Origin of the sequence: Aminobacter sp. MSH1, from assembly GCF_003071665.1 — a bacterium.
Classification (GTDB): Bacteria; Pseudomonadota; Alphaproteobacteria; order Rhizobiales; family Rhizobiaceae; genus Aminobacter; species Aminobacter niigataensis.
Genome location: NZ_CP026265.1, coordinates 1,947,880 through 1,970,013, shown reverse-complemented (window position 1 = coordinate 1,970,013; position 22,134 = coordinate 1,947,880). Strand labels below are relative to the sequence as shown.

Annotated in this window: 19 protein-coding genes and 1 pseudogene; 7 read left to right on the top strand and 13 right to left on the bottom strand. The window is 61.9% G+C overall.

Annotated features, from left to right (window positions below; translation table 11 throughout):
• Positions 1-107 precede the first annotated feature (107 nt).
• From CO731_RS09850 to CO731_RS09835, 4 genes are all read right to left on the bottom strand, one after another.
• A complete protein-coding gene (locus CO731_RS09850) occupies positions 108-872 on the bottom strand; it encodes a glucose 1-dehydrogenase (RefSeq protein ID WP_108606940.1) in 765 nt (254 codons plus the stop codon).
• Positions 873-987: 115 nt separating this feature from the next.
• Entirely contained in the window at positions 988-2,604 is a 1,617-nt protein-coding gene (locus tag CO731_RS09845) for an AMP-binding protein (RefSeq protein ID WP_108606939.1), read from the bottom strand.
• A gap of 57 nt (positions 2,605-2,661) precedes the next feature.
• Positions 2,662-3,687, bottom strand: coding sequence for an NADPH:quinone oxidoreductase family protein (locus CO731_RS09840; protein WP_245439701.1), 1,026 nt, complete (start codon positions 3,685-3,687; stop codon positions 2,662-2,664).
• A complete protein-coding gene (locus tag CO731_RS09835; RefSeq protein ID WP_108679432.1) occupies positions 3,684-5,642 on the bottom strand; it encodes an acetoacetate--CoA ligase in 1,959 nt (652 codons plus the stop codon). The genes CO731_RS09840 and CO731_RS09835 overlap by 4 nt, the downstream gene beginning before the upstream one ends.
• 246 nt (positions 5,643-5,888) lie before the next feature.
• Between CO731_RS09835 and CO731_RS09830 the strand changes: the two genes are divergently transcribed.
• Positions 5,889-7,250 carry a cytosine deaminase gene (locus CO731_RS09830; RefSeq protein WP_108609727.1) on the top strand — a complete coding sequence of 454 codons (1,362 nt, stop codon included), beginning with the start codon at positions 5,889-5,891 and terminating at the stop codon, positions 7,248-7,250.
• Positions 7,251-7,396: 146 nt separating this feature from the next.
• Here the strand turns inward: CO731_RS09830 and CO731_RS09825 are convergent, their stop codons facing one another.
• The 4 genes from CO731_RS09825 to CO731_RS09810 form a co-directional block, all read right to left on the bottom strand.
• A complete protein-coding gene (locus CO731_RS09825; RefSeq protein WP_108606937.1) occupies positions 7,397-8,173 on the bottom strand; it encodes an SDR family oxidoreductase in 777 nt (258 codons plus the stop codon).
• A 47-nt stretch (positions 8,174-8,220) separates the two neighbouring features.
• Complete coding sequence (locus CO731_RS09820; RefSeq protein ID WP_199914621.1) at positions 8,221-8,604, bottom strand: carboxymuconolactone decarboxylase family protein; 384 nt, start codon at positions 8,602-8,604, stop codon at positions 8,221-8,223.
• A gap of 154 nt (positions 8,605-8,758) precedes the next feature.
• Complete coding sequence (locus CO731_RS09815; RefSeq protein ID WP_108606935.1) at positions 8,759-9,691, bottom strand: 3-keto-5-aminohexanoate cleavage protein; 933 nt, start codon at positions 9,689-9,691, stop codon at positions 8,759-8,761.
• A gap of 5 nt (positions 9,692-9,696) precedes the next feature.
• Positions 9,697-10,617 (bottom strand): 3-hydroxyacyl-CoA dehydrogenase, encoded by a 921-nt coding sequence (locus CO731_RS09810; protein WP_108606934.1) that lies wholly within the window; start codon positions 10,615-10,617, stop codon positions 9,697-9,699.
• A 286-nt stretch (positions 10,618-10,903) separates the two neighbouring features.
• Between CO731_RS09810 and CO731_RS09805 the strand changes: the two genes are divergently transcribed.
• The 4 genes from CO731_RS09805 (at position 10,904) to CO731_RS09790 (ending at position 15,559) form a co-directional block, all read left to right on the top strand.
• Positions 10,904-11,620 carry a GntR family transcriptional regulator gene (locus tag CO731_RS09805; protein ID WP_245439699.1) on the top strand — a complete coding sequence of 239 codons (717 nt, stop codon included), beginning with the start codon at positions 10,904-10,906 and terminating at the stop codon, positions 11,618-11,620.
• A 102-nt stretch (positions 11,621-11,722) separates the two neighbouring features.
• Entirely contained in the window at positions 11,723-12,787 is a 1,065-nt protein-coding gene (locus tag CO731_RS09800; protein WP_108606933.1) for a low specificity L-threonine aldolase, read from the top strand.
• 622 nt (positions 12,788-13,409) lie between these two features.
• Complete coding sequence (locus CO731_RS09795; RefSeq protein ID WP_245439698.1) at positions 13,410-14,438, top strand: ABC transporter substrate-binding protein; 1,029 nt, start codon at positions 13,410-13,412, stop codon at positions 14,436-14,438.
• A gap of 197 nt (positions 14,439-14,635) precedes the next feature.
• Positions 14,636-15,559, top strand: a complete 924-nt coding sequence (locus CO731_RS09790; protein ID WP_108606931.1) for a branched-chain amino acid transaminase — start codon at positions 14,636-14,638, stop codon at positions 15,557-15,559.
• A 128-nt stretch (positions 15,560-15,687) separates the two neighbouring features.
• Here CO731_RS09790 and CO731_RS09785 read toward each other — a convergent pair whose 3' ends face one another.
• From CO731_RS09785 to CO731_RS09775, 3 genes are read right to left on the bottom strand one after another with little or no spacing between them, the layout of a single operon-like run.
• A complete protein-coding gene (locus tag CO731_RS09785) occupies positions 15,688-16,734 on the bottom strand; it encodes a phosphotransferase family protein (RefSeq protein WP_245439696.1) in 1,047 nt (348 codons plus the stop codon).
• Positions 16,735-16,741: 7 nt separating this feature from the next.
• Positions 16,742-17,953 (bottom strand): acyl-CoA dehydrogenase family protein, encoded by a 1,212-nt coding sequence (locus tag CO731_RS09780; protein ID WP_108606930.1) that lies wholly within the window; start codon positions 17,951-17,953, stop codon positions 16,742-16,744.
• A 7-nt stretch (positions 17,954-17,960) separates the two neighbouring features.
• Positions 17,961-18,710, bottom strand: coding sequence for an SDR family oxidoreductase (locus CO731_RS09775; RefSeq protein WP_108606929.1), 750 nt, complete (start codon positions 18,708-18,710; stop codon positions 17,961-17,963).
• A 133-nt stretch (positions 18,711-18,843) separates the two neighbouring features.
• On the opposite strand from CO731_RS09775, the gene CO731_RS09770 reads away from it, so the two are divergent.
• Positions 18,844-19,536 (top strand): TetR/AcrR family transcriptional regulator, encoded by a 693-nt coding sequence (locus CO731_RS09770; RefSeq protein ID WP_108606928.1) that lies wholly within the window; start codon positions 18,844-18,846, stop codon positions 19,534-19,536.
• 492 nt (positions 19,537-20,028) lie between these two features.
• Positions 20,029-20,133, top strand: a pseudogene (locus CO731_RS29300) (transcriptional regulator BetI); the annotation flags it as partial.
• Between the two features lie 213 nt (positions 20,134-20,346).
• Here the strand turns inward: CO731_RS29300 and gfa are convergent.
• Positions 20,347-20,928: an S-(hydroxymethyl)glutathione synthase gene (gfa, locus tag CO731_RS09760; RefSeq protein ID WP_055980151.1), complete on the bottom strand. Its 582-nt coding sequence runs from the start codon at positions 20,926-20,928 to the stop codon at positions 20,347-20,349.
• A gap of 41 nt (positions 20,929-20,969) precedes the next feature.
• Entirely contained in the window at positions 20,970-22,097 is a 1,128-nt protein-coding gene (locus tag CO731_RS09755; protein ID WP_055980154.1) for an S-(hydroxymethyl)glutathione dehydrogenase/class III alcohol dehydrogenase, read from the bottom strand.
• Positions 22,098-22,134 lie beyond the last annotated feature (37 nt).

Genomic DNA, 22,134 nt, shown 5'->3' with positions numbered 1-22,134 from the left:
TCGGGCTTGCGTCGCTCACCAAACCAGTTGCGTAAATTTCCGCGCGTCGATCTGTGGGTGCTCTCGCACCCCACAAGGCTGGCCAATCGAGGCCTTCGCCTCTCCGTTCATGCCTGCACGGAGAAGCCACCATCCACGGTCAGGGATGCGCCCGTCACGAAGTCGGACGCAGAGCTCGCCAGGAACACAACTGGACCGGCGAGTTCTTCCGGCCGACCCCAGCGTTTTGCCGGAGTCCTGTCGATCACATGCTGGGCCAGGCCCGCGACCTCGCTGCGCGCCGAAACCGTCAGATCGGTATCGATCCATCCGGGCAGGATGGCATTTACCTGGATATTGGAAGATGCCCAGGCGGTAGCCAGGGCCCTGGTGAATTGCACAAGTCCACCCTTGCTCGCCGAATAGGCAACGGAAAACGGCGCTCCGAACACCGCGAGAATTGACGCGATGTTGATGATCTTGCCGCCACCCCGGGCCTTCATGCTGTCGAATACCGCTTGGGACAGGTAAAATGCGCTCGACAGATTGGTGTCGATGACATCCTTCCAGTCTGCCTCGGAATAGTCCTCGGGAGTTTTGCGGATAGCGATCCCGGCGTTGTTGATGAGAATGTCGACGCCGCCGCATTTTTCGACAATGGAAGCGACAAGTTTCCTGCATTCGCTCTCAGAGGTTACATCAGCCTCGAAAAACAGCGCATCAAATCCGTCTCCCTTCAATGCGGCGACCGCGTTCTTTCCCTTGTCCCGGTTGCGTCCGACAAGAACCGGAGTTGCCCCGGCAGCCGCAAGTCCTCGAGCCATCTCAAGCCCAATCCCGCCATTCCCGCCAGTTATGACAGCCACTCGTCCATCAAGTTTGAAAAGGTCCACTCGTTTTTCCTAGGTCTTTGAATTCGTTATGGAAACCATGCCGCGCGAAGTCGCGCAAAATGGCAACGGGTTGCCAGCCAAGGCTGCTGGCGGATTCACGCCACACTCAGCGCCGCTATTCCGCGCCGGCTGCAAGTTCCCTAGCCCGGGCGCGAAGCATGAACTTCTGCACTTTTCCCGTGCCGGTCTTTGGCAGTTCACCGAAACTGAAGTGACGCGGCGTTTTGTATGGCGCCAATCTTTCTCGGCAATATGCCTTCAACTCTTCGGAATTGACCCCGGCATTCGGCCTCACCTCGATGAATGCATAGGGCGTTTCGCCCCATTTGGGATCGGGTGCGGCGACCACTGCAGCAAGCAGGACGGCCGGATGCTGATGCAGCGCGTTCTCGATCTCGATGCTCGAAATGTTTTCGCCGCCAGAAATGATAATGTCTTTCGAGCGGTCCTTGATCTCGATGCTGCCGTCCAAATGACGGACCGCCATGTCTCCCGTATGGAATACGTCGTTGAGGAAGGCTGCGGCGGTCGCCTCGGCATCACGATAATAACCGGCCATCACGGTGTTGCCCGCCAGCACGATCTCTCCGAGCGTCACGCCATCCGCCGGCACGTCCTTCGCCGCGTCATCAAGGACGCGAACGCGACTGGCCGAAATGTGCCTTACGCCCTGCTTCGACAGTTCGACGGCTTTCGCCGCCGCATCGATCGAGTTCTGGTGTTCGGCGAGCGTCTGCATGGTCACCGGCCCGAAAGATTCAGTAAGACCGTACAGGTGCGTGAGGTCAAAACCCAACGCATCGAGTTCATTGATCAAGGTGCTGGTCGGAGCCGCCCCACCCATGGCGACATTGACGCGCCGCGCCGGGTCGTGACCTTCTCGCGCCGGGTGATTGAGAAGCATGTAGAGCACGACCGGCGCGCAGGACATGTGCGTGACGCCATGTCTTGCTATCTCGGCAAAGACAACGCCCGGGTCGACCTTGTCGAGGCAGACATGCAGCGCACCGGCCGCCGTGACGGCCCAGGTGTGGCACCACCCGTTGCAATGGAACATCGGCAGCGTCCACAGATAGGCGGAACGCGAATTGAGCCCGAGGGCCAAGACATTGCCGATCGAATTGAGGTAGGCGCCGCGATGATGGCAAACCACACCCTTCGGGTCGCCCGTGGTTCCTGACGTGTAGTTCAGGCTGATGGGCTGCCATTCGTCGACGACGTCCGAGTTCTCGAGCGCTATGTCGATGCCGTCGTCGGCGAGAAGGTCGAGCACATCCAGGCTGGCATGCCGTTCGCCATCGTCGGCGAAAACGACGCATTGAACGTTTTTGGCCTTCGCGGCCAGGCTGGCGACGTCACGGCTCGCGGCATCGCTAAGAACCATTCGGCTTTCGGCATGGTTGAGAATGAAGCCGACGGCGTCGGCATCGAGCCGCGTGTTGACGGTGTTGAGAACCGCCCCGATCATCGGCACGGCATAATGCGCGGCAAGCATCTCGGGCCGGTTGCCGGCCATGACGGAGACGACGTCTCCTGCCTGCACGCCTCGCTCTTTCAAGAAACGGCATAGCCGGCCGACCATCCGGGCAAACTCGCGATAAGTCCAACGTCTGTCGCGCCAGGCAACCGCCGGACGCGTCGGAAAAACGTCGACCGATCGAAGCAGGAAATCCACCGGCGTAAGCGCAACGCAGTTCGCCGGGCGCGCCGACAGATATGGTTCCAGACGCATTGATATTCTCCCCCCTCTCGGGCCGGCGCCTTGGCACGATAGCCAGCGCCACCCCAATCACATCGACAAGACGATTTTTCCGGGCACTTCCCGCGCTGCAAGCGCCTTCAAGGCGAGCCCGGCTTCTTCAAGACGGAACCGCCTCTGAATCGACGGCTTGATCTTCCTGCGGACATAAAGATCAGTCAGTTCGGCGACGGATTCATGATGCCGCTGCGGATCACGCTCCATCGCCGCGCCCCAAAATACGCCCCTCACGTCGCAACCTTTCAGCAGCGGCAGGTTGAGGGGAAGACTTGGCACACCCGCCGCAAAGCCTACGACCAGGTAACGGCCCTGCCAGCCAATCGACCGCATGGCCGGCTCGGCATATTCTCCCCCGACGGCATCGTACACGACCGACGCACCATCCGGGCCGCAGGCAGCCTTGAACAAGCCGGCCAGGCGTTTCTGGCCCTCGCGCCCCAGTTCGCCGCGCGGATAGAGCACGGTCTCATCCGCCCCAAGCGACCGGGCGATCCCCAGCTTCTCTTCGGTTGAGGCAGCCGCGACGACTTTGGCGCCCAGGGCCTTGCCGAGTTCGACCGCCGCCAGCCCCACGCCTCCGCCGGCTCCCAGCACCAGCAGGGTTTCGCCCTGACGCAGTGTCGAGCGGTCGCGCAAGGCGTGATACGCCGTGCAGTAGGCCATCAGGAAGGCTGCGGCGTCGTCGTATGGCATGCTGTCGGGAATGGGCGAACAACGAGCAGCGTCGACGCAGACATATTCTGCCATGCCGCCCCAGCCGAGCATCGCCATGACCCGGTCGCCGACGCAAGGCCAACTCACGGCTTCGCCGACCGCCTCGACAATTCCTGAGACTTCGGCACCCGGAGAGAATGGACGCTCGGGCCTGTATTGATAGCGGTCGTCGATAATCAGCAAATCCGGATAATTGATCCCGACTGCCCGAACCCGGATGCGCACCTGGCCGGGCGCGGGCTCAGGTATAGGCACGCGCCTCAATGCGAGCGTTTCTGGCCCGCCAGCCTTCTCGCTGAGGACCGCCGCCATCGTGTCTTGAGGCTCTGACGCCTGCGTCATGTTGCAAGCGCTCCCAGCCCAACGTAGAGCTCGAGCGCTTCGGGGTTTGCCAGCGCTTCCTGGTTCTTGACGGGTCGGCCATGGACGATGTCGCGGACGGCGAGTTCGGTGATCTTGCCCGACTTGGTGCGCGGGATGTCGGCGACGGCGACGATCTTCGCCGGCACGTGGCGCGGGCTGGCACCGGTGCGGATTTTGGTGCGGATGCGCTTTTCCAGCTCCGCGTCCAGCGAAACGCCCGGGGCGAGGCGGACGAACAGCACGACGCGCACGTCGTCCTGCCAGTCCTGGCCGATGCAGATCGCCTCGGCGATCTCCGGCATCTGCTCGACCTGGTTGTAGATCTCGGCGGTGCCGATGCGCACCCCGCCCGGATTGAGCGTCGCATCCGAGCGGCCATGGATGATCATGCCGCCATGGGCTGTCCATTCGGCGAAGTCGCCATGGCACCAGACATTGTCGAAGCGCTCGAAATAGGCGGCGTGGTATTTGGCGCCGTCGGCATCGTTCCAGAAGCCGATCGGCATCGCCGGGAATGCCCTGGCGCAGACCAGTTCGCCCTTTTCCTCGCGCACCGGCTGGCCGTCGTCGTCCCAGACCTCGACGGCAAGGCCGAGGCCCGCGCCCTGGATCTCGCCCGTCCACACCGGCTCGGTCGGCACGCCGAGCACGAAGCACGAGACGATGTCGGTGCCGCCGGAGATCGAGGCGAGGTGCACATCCTTCTTGATGCCGTCATAGACGAAGGCAAAGCACTCCGGCGACAAAGGCGAGCCGGTCGACGAGATGGTGCGCACGGAGGTGAGGTCGTGGCTGTCGATCGGTCTCAGGCCGGCCTTGCGCACCGAATCGATAAATTTCGCCGAGGTGCCGAAATAGGTCATCTTCTCGGCTTGGGCGAAGTCGAACAAAACGTTGCCGTCGGGATGGAACGGCGAGCCGTCATAAAGCAGCAGCGTCGCCTCCGCGGCCAGCCCCGAGACCAGCCAGTTCCACATCATCCAGCCGCAGGTGGTGAAGTAGAACAGCCGGTCGCCGGCTTTCAGCCCCGCATGCAGGCGCAATTCCTTGACATGCTGGATCAGCGTGCCGCCGGCCGAATGGACGATGCATTTGGGAATGCCGGTCGTGCCCGAGGAAAACAGGATGTAGAGCGGGTGCGAAAACGGCAGCGGCTCAAACGTCACCGGCCTGGCCGGAAACGGCGCCAGGGCATCCTCCAGCGCCTCGGCCTTGGCGATGGACGAGGCCACGTCGCTGGCCGTGCCGAGATAGTCGACCACCAGCACCTTGCTCACGGTCGTCAGCTTTGCGGCCACCGCTGCGACCTTCTCGCCGACTTCGATGTGCTTGCCGGCATACCAGTAGCCGTCGGGCACGATGAAGACTTTCGGTTCGATCTGGCCGAAGCGGTCGAGCACGCCCTGTGCGCCGAAATCGGGCGAGCATGACGACCACACCGCCCCGATCGAGGCGGCTGCCAGCATCGCCGCCACCGTCTCGGGCATGTTCGGCATCATCGCAGCGATCCGGTCGCCTTTTGTGACGCCGAGCGAAACGAACAGCTGCTGCAGCTTCGACACCAGGGCCGCCAGCTCGTCCCAGGACAGCCGCCGCTCGACCTTGTCTTCGCCGCGAAAGACGATCGCCTCGCCGGAGCCCGATCCGCGCAGCAGGTTCTCGGCGAAGTTCAGCCGCGCATCGGGGAAGAAGGCGGCGCCCGGCATCTTGTCGCCGTCGACCAGCACGCGGCCGCCCTTGTCGCCGACGATGCCGCAGAAGTCCCAGACCAGGTCCCAGAACGCCTCGCGCTCGTCCACCGACCAGGCGTGCAGTTCGGCATAGCTGGAGAATGCACGCCCGGCGCGGGCAGACACCTCGGCCATGAACGCCGTCAACGGCGCTTCCGCGACCTGCTTGGCGGAAGGCACCCACAGCGGCGTTTCAACGGACATCGGCATCTCTCCCGATTTAGGCATGCGCCAAACCGCCTCTTGCGTCAGATCCGCATGGTTGCATTGACTCTTCGCCAGCTTAAACTGATATCTGTGATCACAGATATTGACCTACTCGATTCTATTGCAAACTGCAAACGACCGAGCCGTGAAATGTTGCCGCGCATGCCCTTTTTGCAGGCCAGCAAGGCGCGGCTGTCGTTCGCGCCCCTCACGAATGACAACCCCCAGCGAATGGATGACTTGATGACCCGCCCCACCCCAGATCGCCAATCGTTGCGCGAGGCGCTAGCCGACGGTGCACGCCATGGGCGCTATGTACTTCGCAACTTGCGGCTTTGTTCGGCCCTGATAACCACGGGATCCACGGCGGCTGATGCGGAATTCATGCTCACCGATGTAACGATAGAGAATGGCAAGATCGCAGCGACAAACCCTACGGGCTGTGTTGCTGCCGACGCTGGCACTCTTTCGATCGATGCCGGCGGAAGGGTTGCCTTGCCCGCATTCGTCGACTGCCACACGCATCTCGACAAGGGCCATATCCTGCCGCGAACGCCTGGGGCGGATGGTTCATTCGCCGGCGCCATGACCGCCACCATTTCCGACCGCACGCAAAATTGGTCGCATGAAGATGTAGCGCGACGCATGGATTTCGCGCTCCGATGTGCTTACCACTACGGCACCATTGCAATCCGCACGCATCTCGATTCCAAGCCGCCACAAGATGCGATCTCGTGGCCGGTGTTCCAGGAATTGCGCGACCAATGGCGCGGACGCATCGAACTGCAGGCCGCCTGCCTGTTCGGCATCGATCTGGCACGCGATCAGGTCGCACTCGAAGACATCGCCCGGCGTGTTGCCGCCGCTGGCGGCATGCTCGGCGCAGTGGCATTCCCCACGCCGGACCTCGACATGCTGCTCGACCGGATGTTTGCCACGGCCACCCGCTTCGGAATGGACCTCGATTTCCATGCCGACGAAACTGCCGATCCCTCGGCAGACGCCCTACGTCGCATCGCCGAGGCCGCGCTTCGGTCTCGCTTTTCCGGAAAGGTACTTGTTGGGCATTGCTGCTCGCTGGCGAGACAAGACCATGCGGCGGTCGATGAGACGCTCGACAAGATCGCATTGGCTGGAGTGGCAGTGGTTTCACTGCCGATGTGCAATCTCTATCTGCAGGACCGTCGCAACGACGGCACCACGCCACGCTGGCGCGGCGTCACGCTGTTGCATGAAATGAAGCAGCGCGGCATTGCCGTGGCACTGGCTTCCGACAACACGCGCGATCCGTTCTATGCCTATGGCGACCTCGACATGATGGAAACCTATCGGATGGGGACCCGCATCCTGCACCTCGATCATCAGGTGGGAGACTGGCCGAGGGCGGTATCGGCTACGCCGGCTGCAATCATGCGTCTCGACGGCAAAGGTGTGATCGCCGAAGGACAGTCCGGCGATTTCACCCTGTTCGAGGGCCGCACATGGTCAGAACTGCTGTCGCGTCCTGAAGGCAACCGCATCGTTGTCCGGCACGGCGCCCCCATCGACGCGCCGCTGCCATCCTACGCAGAACTTGACGACCTTTCAGGCCTGGCGCTGCAATGAGCAGTCAAAGCATATCGGCGGCCGGTCCTTCCGGCCGCCGATATGGGGCATGGGCTGCGGCAGTTGGACAGGCATCGATGATGGATGCCTATGGAATGCGCCAGGTGCACTCCGTCTGGTCTGCCGCGGCAACCATGCCCGTACCTCTAGCTGAGCATCTGAAGGTCGCCATCGACGGCTATGGCTTGGCCCGTTGTTGTTCGAAACCGCAGCGACGCCAGGCAGACAATGGTGTCCGCAATCTGCCGGGGTGAAACAAATTCCGCGATCGACGCGCACTTCAAGGCGTCCTGCTTCATTTCCTCGAAACTGATGCCGCGAAGCTCCGCCTTCTGGGCGAGAACCGCATCCTGTCTTTCGCCGGAAACGATACCTGGCAGGATTGCGTTGACGCGAATCCCCAGGCTGCCCAGTTCCATCGCCAGGGATTTCGTAAACCCCACGACCGCCCATTTCGACGCGGCATAGGGTGTCCTCAATTGAAACCCCAGCCTGCCCGCCGCAGAGGACATGTTGATGATGCTCGGGTTCTCGCTCGACTGCAAATGCGGGATGGCAAGACGAACGCAATTGAACTGCCCGGTCGTGTTGACGTCCAGGGTCCTGTCCCATTCCTCGGGCGTGATCTCGTCGACGCGCCCCACCGGTCCGGCGATGCCGGCATTGTTGACCAGGCAATCTATGCCGCCGAGCTGCTTGACCGCATCGGCGAAGAATTCGGCAACAGAAGCCCGGTCGGAAACATCGCAATAGGATGCCGTCAGCCTGCGATGCAGCTGCCTCACATTCGCCAGGCCGTCGCGATCGACGTCGCAGATATGCACATAGGCGCCCTCGTCGAGGAAGGCCTTGGCGATCTTCAGCCCTATCCCGCCAGCACCTGCGGTAACAATGACACGCAGTCCCTTCAGCCCGAGATCCATCGTCGCTCTCCGTATTGGTCAGCTCGACATTTTACGTTTGCGGCACCTCAGTCTGCCGCTTGTTCGGCGAGTACCTGCTGGGCAACACGGAAGCATTCGAGGGCTCGCGGAACGCCGCAATAGATGGCTACCACATGGATCGCCGCCCTCACCTGTTCCTTCGTCACGCCGTTGGCGTTGAGGGCCGCCCGGCAATGGACTTCCCATTCATGCATCTGTCCGAGGGCGCCGATCATGGCCAGATTCATCAGGCTGCGGGTTTTAACGTCGATGGCGTCGTCGCTCCAGCCAAACCCCCAGGCCCATGCCGTCATCGCTTCCTGAAATGGCCGGGTGAAGTCGTCGGCGTCCGTCAAATTGGCGGCCACGTAGCGTTCGCCTAGCGTCGCCTTTCGCTTGGCGACACCACGTTCGAACAGGTTGTTGTCAATCATTGTCATCCTCCATGCAGCAAAGTCGTTGGGGCCAATTTGAGCCCCGGCAGAATTCAGTTCATGCTTGCCAGTCCGGCAGCGCGACGCTGGTCCATGGCCAGCATCGTCCTGCCGCGCCTCCTCGCGCTTCCGGCCGCCTTCTGCGGCTAGACTAGAAGGCGACCTTGTCTCCGCCCTTCAGCGCCAGTATCTCGCGCGCCTCCTGCGCCGTCGCGATCTCGAGGCCGAGCCCCTCGATGATCTGGCGCGCACGCGAAACCTGCTGTGCATTCGTCTTGGCCAACTGGCCGGGGCCGATCCACAGCGAATCCTCCAGGCCGACACGGACGTTTCCGCCCATCGCGGCTGCCATCGCAGCGATGGGCATCTGGTTGCGTCCAGCGCCCAGCACCGACCATTTGTACTGGTCGCCAAACAACCGATCGGCCGTGCGCTTCATATGCAGCACATCTTCCGGATGGGGGCCGATGCCACCCAAGATGCCAAACACCGTCTGGATGAACAGCGGCGGCTTCACCAGGCCGCGCTGCAGGAAGTAATGCAGGTTGTAGAGGTGGCCGGTGTCATAGCACTCGAACTCGAAGCGGGTTTCGGCCTCGCCCAGGGAGCGGAGCGCGTACTCGATGTCCTTGAAGGTATTTCGGAAAATCAGGTCCCTGGAGGATTCCAGCGCCTCTCGTTCCCAGTCGTGCTTGAACTCCTTGAAACGATCAAGCATCGGGAACAGCCCGAAATTGAACGAGCCCATGTTCAGCGACGCAACCTCCGGCTTGTATACCGCTGCCGGCTTGATCCGCTCTTCCACTTTCATCCACGGTGCACCGCCGGTGGTGATGTTGATCACGCAGTCCGAACGCTGCTTGACCACTTTCAGGAAGGGCTCGAATCCTTCAGGCGTCTGATCCGGCTTTCCGGTTATCGGATCGCGGGCATGCAGATGCACGATCGCAGCGCCGGCTTCCGCGGCGCCGATCGCGGCTTCCGCGATCTCCTCGGGCGACACCGGAAGGTGCGGCGACATCGAAGGCGTGTGAATAGCGCCGGTCACGGCACAGGTGATGATGACTTTGTTGGAAATGGCCATGGCTCTCAACGATTGGTTGTCGGATCTTGCTGCTTCTTGTGATCGCCAAGGGCCTGCAGGCGGCGGTCACGCCACTCGCTCTTGGCAGTAATCATGTCGGGGGTGGGCGGCAGGCCCCAGCTTTCAACAACACGCTCGACGTTACCGGCGTCCCACACCGACGAAGGCGGCGGCGCGGCGGTGATTTCCCGAAATATTCCGCCGTAGCGCTGGAGGTAGTCGCCGATGCCACCGGGCGCGTTGAGTTCGATCGTCGCCAGCGGCCCCATGAACGACCAGCGAAGGCCCAGGCCGTCCGAAACCGTCCTGTCGAGATCGTGGGCGCTGATCACACCATCGCCGACAAGACGCAGCGCCTCGGCCAGCAGCGCTGCCTGAAGGCGGTTGAGGACAAATCCCTGCACCTCGCGCCTGACGACAACAGGAACCTGACCGACATCCCGGTAGAACTCGCCCGCCCGTGAAATGACTTCGAAATCCGTCCATTCGCCGCCGCAGAGCTCGACCACCGGGATCAGATGCGGGGGATTGACCGGATGCGCGACAAGGCATCGATGACGGCCCGGCAAGCCGCTGGCAAATGCCGAGGGCATGATCGTCGAGGTCGACGACGCGAGAATGACATCGCTTGAAGCGACCGCGTCGATCTTCGCAAACAGCTCTCTCTTCTTGTCGGCTGCCTCGGGTCCGCATTCCTGGACAAGGCAAACACCATCGACCGCTTCTTCAAGCGAGGCCGACAGCCGAACCACGCCGGACACCTCGGAGAGTCCGTCCTCCTCGATGATCTTTCCGATGGCGCCTGCCGCCGCCTCGAGACTGCGTAGGTCGCTGTCGAACAGGTTCACCGACCAGCCGGCCCTGGCGAACACCACGGCCCAGGATCGGCCGATAAGCCCGGCGCCGACTATGCCAACTGACCGCATGAAACGCCCTTTTTCCTCGACACACCTGAATTAATCTGTGATCACAGATCACGACTAACGCATCGTCGACACCCTGTCTAGGAAAAATCGCGACGCACATCCGGCCTGCACATGGCAGGACAGTTGTCGCCGCGATTGCAAGTTGGGGTGCGATCGGTGATTGCGCTGTTCAGCGCGCCGAACCCACAACAACCGCAATGCGCGACGCACGCCCACTTGCTGTGATCAGGTGATTACGGATAACGTTGCAAGGATTGCCCGCCCAAAAAACCTGCGAGTACCGATTTTGGAACAGACCGACACCGCCCTGACCCAGATGGGGCAATTGGAGCGCGTCACGCTCGGCGAGCGTGCCTATCTCAAGCTTAGACAGCTCATCATGTCGGGAAAGCTTGCGCCGAACGAGAAGCTTTCACTGAGGTCCGTGGCCGAGGCATTGGGCGTATCGATCATGCCGGTGAGGGAAGCTGTCACGCGCCTCGTGGCCGAAGGCGCCCTCTCCCTTCTGCCCAACAGGGCCATAAGCGTCCCGTTGATGACAAGGGCAAAGTTCGAGGAGCTGCTGCGCATCCGGACCGAGATCGAGGGGTTTGCTGCGGCCGAAGCTGCCGCGCATCGAACCAGCCGCGATCTCAAGCTGATATTGGACTACGACAAGGATTTCCGCGACGCCGTTGGCAAAGGCGATTCCGAAGTGGACAGTTCGCTGCAGTTGAACAAGGAACTGCATTTTGCCGTCTATGAAGCCGCCGGATCGCCAATTCTCGTCTCCATCATCGAAGGTCTGTGGCTCAAGGTGGGACCGGTGATCAACCTGGACCTGCGGGCGTCCCAGCGGCTCGCGAGCGGAAACGCGGAGACGCATCACGCCCGCCTCGTCGAAGCGATCATCAATCAGGACGGGAACGCCGCGCGAGCCGCCGTGGTTGCCGACATCAGGTCATCCGGCGAGTTTATACTTGGTTCAAATCAACTTTGGACAAACTTGCCAGAGCCGGCCTGATGCCGACAAAGACACGCGCGTTTTTTCAATAGATGTGCGCGGACCTGCGCGACATAACCTGTTGTCGAACGCCCAATCTCGACCATTCCGGATTTTTAAGTAATGAATTTTCTTAGCGACAACACCTCTGGCGCCAGTCCGAATATTCTGAAGGCGATCGTCGAAAGCAACGATGGCGATCAGTCCCCGTACGGCGGTGACATCTGGACGAAACGAGCCGAAGCCGCCATCGCAGATGTTTTTGGATGCGACGTGGCTGTCTTTTTTGTCACGACTGGGACTGTCAGCAATGCACTTGCGGTGTCGGCTATTTCTCCGCCCTCCAGAGCCGTTTTTTGTCACGACAATGCCCACCTGATCGACAGCGAGTGCGGGGCGCCGGAATTCTTCACCAATGGCGGCAAGCTGGTCGGCATTGCCGGACCAGCCGGCAAGATGGACCCTCAAGCGCTCGCATCCAGGTTGCAGCAGTTCCCGCCAGATGTCGCCAGGCAGGTACAGCCGGGTGCGCTGTCGATCTCGCAGGCGACGGAATCCGGAACCGTCTACCGTCCGAGCGAGATACGTTCGATTGCCGATCTCGCACATGATGCCGGAATGAGTGTCCACATGGACGGAGCGCGGTTCGCTAACGCCGTCGCAGCCCTCGACACGGCACCGGCAGAGATCACGTGGAAAGCCGGCATCGATGTTCTTTCGCTGGGGGCGACGAAAAACGGCGCCCTCGCCTGCGAAGCCATCGTGTTCTTCGACATGTCCAAGGCTGCCGATTTTGCTTTTCGCCGCAAGAAGGGCGGCCAGACACTGTCGAAAGGCCGTTTTCTTGGTGCACAGATGGCCGCCTATCTCGCCGACGACCATTGGCTCGACCTTGCCCGTCATGCCAATCGCGCTGCGGAGCGGCTAGCCGCGCGGCTGGCCGAGATGCCCACTGTGCGGCTCCCCTGGGCGACAGAGGCGAATGTCGTTTTCGCAACCCTTCCACGGGGAATGGACGCGGCGCTTCGTGCAGCGGGCGCCCGCTATCATCTCTGGGATGCGAAATGCCTGCTCCCTGCCGACCGGCCGGCTGATGACGAAGTGCTCGTGCGCTTCATTTGTTCATTTGGGACCGCCGATGCCGACATCGACAGGCTGACGGATCTGATCAGGCAATACAGCGCCTGACACGGGCGGCCTGATCGAGACAGCGCTAGCCTGAACCAGCCTCGGATAGAGGCTGGATACTGCCGCTATGAAAAATCGCCGGCCCGTGCACGCAGGCGAGACCCAATGCATGCCGTGCGGCGAGCACAATTGGACATCGCGCCGAAATTGCCGGAGACGACAGAGCTCGCGACCTCCCGAGCTCGAAAGCCCGGCATCACCGGCGCTTTTCCCATTAATACCTTTCAAATTCAAAGTCTTGCGCCACGGCAAACCAAGCCCGTTCGTGCATACGACCCATTCCCGAGATTGTTTCCTCCTGGGTATGATCACAGATCACGAACGCATTGACTCGCAAACTGATCGCATGGCAAGATACTTTACGATTGGAAAGGTCATGGAGGAGGCGTGACGCTTTCGCAATGCAGGCAGGAGGGGAGAGCGCGATCCTGCCGCAATCGTCAATCGGCTGAACGGTTCGCTTCCGCCGTCGCGGTTGGGGTGCCGAAGGTCGGCCGCTTGCTCGCAAAAGCTCGATGACCGCGGCGGAGCAGGCTTCTGATTCAGAAACCCCGCATCCGGTGAACTGAAACCTGTCCGGCAAGGCTGCCCAGTCGTGCCAGGACCAATGGGAGGAAATGACGTGAAATCAAGGATCAAGGTTGCGCTGAAGCAACTGGGGCTGGTCTTGTCTCTTGCTGTCGGCCTGATGGGATCGAGCCTCAAGGCCGGAGCGCAGGAGGAGATCGCCTTCGCGACCAACTGGAAAGCTCAGGGTGGCCACGCCGGGTTTTATCAGGCGCTCGCCGACGGAACATACAAGCAGTACGGTCTCGATGTCAGGATCGTGCAGGGCGGGCCGCAGATAAACACCCGTAGCCTGCTGTCTGCCGGCAAGGTCGACTTTCTGCTTTCGGTGCCGCAGTTGGCACTGGAAAACAGCCGCCAGAAGATACCGACGGCGATGGTGGCGGCCTTCTTCCAAAGAGATCCGACGACGCTGATGGCTCATCCGGGCAAGTACAAGGATCTCGCCGATATGCGCCGGGCCCGGACGATCTATGTGGCCCGAGCTGCCCAGTTCACGTACTGGCCATGGGTGAAGCACAAGTTTGGTCTCAGCGACGACCAGGTGAAGGCGTATAGCTTCACGCTGGCGCCGTTCCTTGCCGACCCGGAAGCCGTCCAGCAAGCCTATGCCACTGCGGAACCCCTCTACATCGACACATTCAAGCCGGACGTATTCCTGCTCGCCGACTATGGCTGGTCCGGCTATTCGAACATCATCGAGACGCGTCGGGAAATCATCGAAAAGAACCCCGACCTGGTGCAGCGCTTCATCGATGCTTCGATCATCGGATGGAACAACTATCTCTATGGCGACCGCAAGCAGGCCAATGCACTGATCAAGAAAGACAATCCGGAAATGACGGACGCAAAGCTCGATGCGGAAATCGCCGAGATCCAGCGTCTCGGCCTCGTTGACGGCGGCGACACGCTGAAAGTGGGCCTCGGCGCGATCGACCTGAAGCGCTTTGCCAGCTGGTTTGACGACCTGATGGAAGTCGGCCTCTACAAGCCCGGCGAAGTTGACCTTGAGACGGTCGTCACCGACCAGTTCGTCAACAAGGGTGTCGGCCTCGACGTTCGCAAGCGGCTTGAAGCGCAATAGGCTGGCGCCGACCGGCCGCCCGGCCCGGAGGCATTCCACCGGGCCCCTGCCGCCACGCCAAAGCCCACAATGACGTCTTGGGAGCAGTCGACGACATCGTCTGCTCCCGATTTGAACGGCGACGCAGCGCGTTCGGCCCCGTCGCCAGGGAGCCTCACCGGCGACCACCGAACTGACCTAAATTTTCGGAGAAAAAAGTGCCCGAGCCGCTTCCAAATTATATCGTCCAGAATGGCAAGCTCATTGGATATGAGGAGGCCGTCACGCATGTGATGTCGCCTGCCGTCAAGTATGGCTTGGCTGCCTTTGAAGGGCTGTGCGCGTATTGGAGCGATAGCGATCAGGAGCTCTTCGCTTTTCGCCTCCAGGAACATACCGAACGGCTGTTTCAATCGATGAAGCTGCTGAGGTTCGAACCGACTTTCTCGGCCGACGAGATCAACGACCGGACGATCGAGCTTTTGCGGCGCAACAATGTCCGCGAGCCCGTGCACATTCGCGCGATCGCCTATCTCGACGGCAAGGGCGAACACATTGTCCCTGGTCCTGTCAGCTACGCAATTTCTGCACTGCCTCTCGCGCGAAGCAGCAAGACCCAGACCGGCATCCGCTGTCAGGTCAGCGCATGGACGCGCATTTCCGATGGTTCCATGCCGCCGCGCATCAAGACGAGCGGCAATTATGTCAACAGCCGTCTTGCCAGGCTCCAGGCCAGGCATGATGGCTATGACGACGCGATCCTCCTCAACAACGCCGGCACCGTCGCGGAGTCGCCCGGAGCCTGCATCTTTCTGCGCCGCCGCGACGAACTCATCACACCAGATGTGACGAGCGGCATTCTCGAAAGCATCACTCGCGACACGATCTTGCATCTGGCGCGGGAAGCGGGAATCCAGGTGACCGAAAGGCCCGTCGACAAGACAGAACTTTACACTGCCCGGGAGATCTTCCTGGTCGGTTCGGCCGCGGAAGTGCTGCCGGTGGTCGACGTTGACGGCATATCGATCGGCGATGGCTCCCGAGGGCCGATGACAGCGGACCTGCAGCGCGGCTACTTCGATGCGGTGATCGGCCAGACTGCCTTGGAGCAGGGTTGGTTGACCCGCGTGCATCAAACCTGACGCGGATTTCGAGGCGGCCTCGGTTCGATGCCGCCTCACCCGGCATGAGGGGCCAGAGCCGCCAGGTCGGAAAGTGCCTACTACGGTCCGATCAACGCTGCGTCAGGGCGGCGGCTTTCAGTGTCCTGTCACCAGGGCCGGGCGCCACCGATGATTTCCATGGCCCTCTCAGCGAAGCGGCCGGCCAGCGGGGCGACATCAGCGGCATTGTTCGAAGCCGCGTTGCCGGCGCGCGCCCGATCGGCAATGCCGACAAAGATCACGGCAAAACGAAACAGCGAAAAGACCAGGTGGAAGCGTTCGAGCGGCGCGGTCGGCGCCGCATGCGCGAAATAATGGTCGAGGAATTCGCGTTGGCTCGGAATGCCGAGCGCCGCAATGTCGAGACCAAGGATGCCACCATATTCGTCAGGCGAGCAATGCCAGGTCATCGAGCAGAAGCCGAGATCGGCAAGCGGGTGGCCGAGCGTTGACAACTCCCAGTCGAGGATACCGATCACCTCGGGCTTTTCGGGATGAAACAGCAGGTTGCCGAGCCGGAAATCGCCATGCGCGATCGACACGCGCCCATCGTCCGCCGGCATGTTCTGCGGCAGCCAGTCGGCCACCGCCTCCAGGACAGGGATACGTTCGCCTGGCGATTCCCTGAGTTGCCTTGTCCAGCGACCGATCTGGCGTTCGAAATAATTGCCCGGCTTGCCGTAGTCGCCGAGGCCGACCTCGTCTGGCCGCACCGCATGCAGTTTGGCCATCGCCTCGGCCATGCCGAGATAGATGCCACGCCGCTCGTCGGGTGAAAGGCCCGGCAGCGAGCAGTCATGGAAAACGCGACCTTCGAGGCGCTCCATGAGGTAGAACGGCGTGCCAAGCGGCGCGTCCCCATCGTGGTAGAGCACCGGCTTCGGCACAGGCGCACTGGTCGGCGCCAGCGCTTCCAGCACGCGGAACTCGCGGTCGATGGCATGCGCCCCGCGCAGGATCGGCCCGGCCGGCTTCTTGCGCAACACCATGCGGCGGGCACCGAAATCGACGAAATAGGTCGGATTGGACTGGCCGCCACCGATGCGTTCGAGCGTCATTTGGCCCTCGCCGAAGCGCCCGCCGAGAAACGCCTCGAGCGCTGCCGGATCGAAGTCTGCATTCATGGCGTCCTGCGCCTTGTCATCCTGGGCCATCAAAGCGCTATGCCTCGCCTTCGACGTTCCAGCGCCAGAAACCAGGACCTTCCTCATTGAGGGAGCGGTTCAGCACCATCTTGTGCACTTCGTCAGCGCCGTCGACCAGCCGCGCCTGGCGGGCATAGCGATAAATCCATTCGAGCACGGTATCCTTGGAATAACCCCGGGCACCATTGATCTGGATCGCCACGTCGGCGGCGTCGTGCAGCACATTGGCGACCTGCACTTTGGCCATCGACACTTCCTTGCGGGCGAAGCCGCCCCCGTCGAGTTCCCAAGCCGCCTTCATCACCAGCAGGCGGCCGATCTCGATGCGCATGGCGAGGTCGCCGAGCTTGAGCTGGATGCTCTCGCGATCGGCGAGGCAGACGCCGAAACCGTAGCGCTCGGAGGCATAGGCCCGCGCGATCTCGACGCAACGCTTGGACAGGCCGAGCCAGCGCATGCAGTGGGTGAGCCGGGCCGGCCCGAGCCGCACCTGTGTCACCTTCATGCCCCTGCCCTCGCCGGCGAGCATATTTTCGACGGGGATTTCCAGCCCGTCGAATTCAAGCTCGCAATGGCCGCCATGCTCCTCCGGCCCCATGATCTCGATGCGGCGCTTGATGGACCAGCCCGGCTGATCCCGGTGAAACATCAATGCCGACAATCCCTGCTTCGGATCGTCGGAGGTACGGGCGATCAGGATGAAGTGGCTGGCGTCCTCGGCGCCGGTGATGAACCACTTGCGGCCGCTGACGACATATTTGTCGCCGCGTTTCTCGGCGCGGGTGGCGATCATCGATGGATCGGAGCCACCGCCAGGATGCGGTTCGGTCATGGCGAATGCCGAGCGTACCTTGCCCTCGACGATCGGCTTCAGCCATTTTTCCTTCTGGTCGGGCGTGCCCAGCGCCTCCAGAACCATCATGTTGCCGTCGTCGGGCGCGGCAGAATTGAACACCACCGGGCCGAAGATCGAGCGGTTCATCTCCTCGTAGCAGACCGCCATGCCCATCTTGCCAAGTCCGGCACCGCCAGTTTCAGGCTTGAGCTGCAGACACCACAGACCGGCGGCCCTGGCCTTGGCGCGAAGTGTGTCGAGCAACGGCAGGGCGATGTTGCCATGCGCGTCATAAGACGCCTTGTCGGCCTCCAGCGGCAGGATCTCGCGCGCGACAAACGCTGCGATGCGGCTACGGTATTCTTCGACGCTGGCGGGAATTTCGAAATTCATGATGGCCTCACAGTGACGAAACGAGATGGCCGCCATCGACCTCGATCGACGAGCCGGTGATGTAGCTGCCGGCGGCGGAAGCAAGCAGCAGCAGCGCGCCGTCGAGTTCTCGCGGATGGCCGAGGCGGCGCTGCGGGATGCGCTTGATGAGGTCAAGCCCGGCTGGGGAGGTAAAGAACTCGCGGTTGATGTCTGTCTCGATATAGCCGGGGCATAGCGCGTTGACCCGGATGCCCTCGCGCGCCCATTCGAGCGCCAGCGCCTTGGTCAGCTGGATCACGCCGGCTTTGGACGCGGCATAGGCGCTGAGATTGCCGGCAACGCGATGTCCCAGGATCGAGGCAATGTTGACGATCGCCCCACCCCGGCCCGAAGCCTTCATGCCGCGCGCCACCGCCTGGGAAACGACAAAGACGCCCTTGAGATTGGTGTCCAGCACCCGGTCCCATTCGGCCTCGTCGAGGTCGAGCGCGCGGGACGCCCCCGAGATGCCGGCATTGTTGATCAGGATGTCGAAGCTTTTGCCAGCCAGCGCCGCAGCCACCGAGGCGCTGTCGGTCACGTCCATCTGGATCGCGCTGGCCTTCCCGCCGGAAGCAGCGATGCTGGCGCAAGCGTCGTCCAGCGCAGCGCCGCGGCGCGCGGCGAGCGTGACGCTGACGCCATGGTTTGCGAGCAGCTCGGCGAAATGCAGGCCGAGGCCGCCGGAGGCGCCGGTGATGAGGGCGGTCTTTTCCTTGATATCTTCGAACAGCATCAGGTGATCACCTCAAAAATCGAGCGAGCGCTCGTTTTCTTTATTCGCCTGCCTCCCCTTTTGCAACCAGGCAATTGCTGCTATTTCGACGGCAGATGGCGCACGCCACAGGTCGCAGGCGGTGGGAGGCAGGTTGAATTTCGCGGGGCAAAGGCAGTGGACGGCCGCATTCTCGACGGAGGCGCTGTGTGCGCGCATCCTCGACCGGCATCGCGACACCGTGCGCGTGCAGAAACCGCATGTCGCCGTCGCCAATCTCGCGCGCATCATCGAGGCGACGCTGAAGCTTTCGAACAAGCAGGGCTTCCACGCCACCAGCCTGCGCGACCTGGCGCAAGCGTCCGGTCTCAGCATGGGCGGTCTCTATTCCTATTTCGACAACAAGACGACCCTGCTGTCGATGATCCTCGGCGAGGTTTCGACGACGGTAAGCGAGGTCCTCAGGGCCGCCCCGGAGGGGACCGCTGACGATCCGCTTGGCCATCTCAAATGGCTGATCGAGACGCATATCCGGTTGACCGAGGCAATGCAGCCGTGGTTCGTCTTTGCTTACATGGAAGCCAAATCGTTTCCGGCGGCCGAACGGCGAATGGCCGTCGACAGTGAGGCTGCGACCGAAGAGATTTTCGCCACCGTCCTGCGCCAGGGCGTGGCCAGCGGCAAGTTCGCCATCGCTGATATCGAACTGACCGCGTCGCTGATCAAGCCCCTCTTGCAGGATTGGTACGTGAAGCGGGCCAAGTACCGCAAGCGCTCCACGACCGTCGAGCAATATATCGACGCGGTCACGGGGATCGTCGCGGCGACGGTGCTTCCGCGAGGTTGAACTGCGTCGGGCTGCGCGGTGGCCGGGGCCACCTACTTCCGGGTTCAGGTCGCCGAACTGTACCATGCGCCTTGCAAGAAGCTTCCGAGGCCAAGCCGATGACGGGCAGACATCTTCCGCTCGCCTGTGAATGAGATCATGCCGACCTCGGAAGCGGACGAACTACCGATCGACATACGCGGCGATCTGGCCGGTATCCTTGCCATATCCCTGAAAGCGAAAAACCCGCCGAGAGCGCGGGTTGTTCGAAAGTTGGGTTGGTTTTGGAGCCAGGATTCTGTCTTTTCTGTCCGGCTTTGTCGGCGTTGGCCTGCTTGGGGGCGGCTGATGCGGTTCCAATCGGACCGTCACCTGGCAGCCAAATACAAAAAGCCCCGCTCGAGGCGGGGCTTTTTGTATTTGGTTGCGGGGACACGCAACTACCGATTCCGACATTTGCTTCAGATCGCAGTTTGACAGAGATAGCCCCAAAAACTTTCGAAGCTTAGCGACATCAGGCGGCAGGAGTTGCGGCGCGCGGCAATGACCGTAATGCAGCGCGAAGGCGCTGCGGCGACCACGCTCAAAAAGGTGGCGACTGAGGCGGGTGCCTCCGAGCCGACACGTCCGAGGCTGAACCAATATGGTCTGAATTCCTTCGCCGCTGGCCGGAGCGTCCTGCGCGGGATCAAGGCTCAGCGTCTCCTCGACGTCCATGAAGATCAACGCCTGTCACTAGGTGCTCTGCATTTGCCACAGGGTCCATCACGAGACAGTCGCGATGGACCCATAGACAAGCCGCAACGGTTCAAGCAAATGCGATCGCTAAGGTCATTTCGTGAGTGCACCCGACTTCTTCGCCGTCCAGGTGGCGATGTAGTCCATCAATCCAGGCGACAGGCAGTCATAAGGCTCGAGGCCGAGTTCCTTCAGCCGGCCACGCACGCCGTCCATCTCCGCGGGATCGACGCCCGCCTCGATGATCGACGACACGAAAGCGGCAAAGCCGGGCTCGGCCCAGCCGGCTTCCTCGAAGCGCTCGGGATGGATGAAGTCGAGGCCCTTGAAGGCGTGGTCGCGCTCGACCGGGCCGTACATGTGCACGCCGCAGGCCTTGCAGGCATGGCGCAGGATGAGTGCTGAAGGATCGACGAGGGCAAGCTTGTCGCCATTCTCCAGCACCGTCACGTTTTCATGCGCGGTGACAGCCACGACCGAAAACTTGGCGCCTTCCGGCTTCCAGCATTTGGTGCAGCCGCAGGCGTGGTTGTGGGCGACCTGGCCCTTGATCGCCACCTTCACCGGCCGGTCGGCGCAGGCACAGACAAGCGTGCCACCAGTGAAACTGGCACTGCCGGGCCTGACCCCGCCGTCGAGTGCTGGATGTATTGAAGCCATGTCCTGTTCCTCCATGTGATGACAATTCGAGATATGCGAACTCTGACAATGGGGCGCTAGTAAACGACGACGCTGCGGATGCTTTCGCCTGAATGCATCAGGTCGAAGCCCTTGTTGATGTCTTCGAGCTTGAGGGTGTGCGTGATCATCGGGTCGATCAGGATCTTGCCCTCCATGTACCAGTCGACGATCTTCGGCACGTCGGTGCGGCCACGCGCGCCGCCGAAGGCCGTGCCCTTCCAGGTCCGGCCGGTGACCAGCTGGAACGGCCGCGTTGCGATCTCCTGGCCGGCACCGGCGACACCGATGACGATGCTTTCGCCCCAGCCGCGATGCGATGCTTCGAGCGCCTGGCGCATCACCTTGACGTTGCCGGTGCAGTCGAAGGTGTAGTCGGCACCGCCGATCTGGTCGGTCCCACGCTTGGTCAGGTTGACGAGGTAAGGCACGATGTCGCCCTCGACCTCCTTCGGGTTGACGAAATGCGTCATGCCGAACTTTTCGCCCCAGGCCTTGCGCTCATTGTTGATGTCGACGCCGATGATCATGTCGGCACCGGCCAGGCGCAGGCCCTGCAGCACGTTGAGGCCGATGCCGCCGAGCCCGAAGACGATCGCCGTCGAACCGATCTCGACCTTGGCGGTGTTGATCACCGCACCAATGCCTGTCGTCACGCCGCAGCCGATGTAGCAGATCTTGTCGAACGGAGCGTCGGGGTTGACCTTGGCCAGTGCGATCTCGGGCAGCACGGTGAAGTTCGAGAAGGTCGAGCAGCCCATGTAGTGGAAGATCTTGTCCTTGCCGATCGAGAAGCGCGACGAGCCATCGGGCATCACGCCCTGCCCTTGCGTCGAGCGGATCGCGGTGCAGAGGTTGGTTTTCCGCGACAAACAGGACGGGCACGAACGGCATTCCGGTGTGTAGAGCGGAATGACGTGGTCGCCCTTCTTGAGCGAGGTCACACCCTTGCCGACATCGACGACGACACCGGCGCCCTCATGGCCAAGGATGGCCGGAAAGATGCCTTCGGGATCGGCACCCGACAGAGTGAACTCGTCGGTGTGGCAGATGCCTGTCGCCTTGATCTCGACAAGCACCTCGCCCTCGCGCGGACCCTCGAGGTCGACCTCCATGATCTCGAGCGGCTTTCCAGCTCCTACGGCAACGGCGGCGCGGGTTTTCATGGATATACTCCGATTATTGTGGTAAAATTATCAGGTT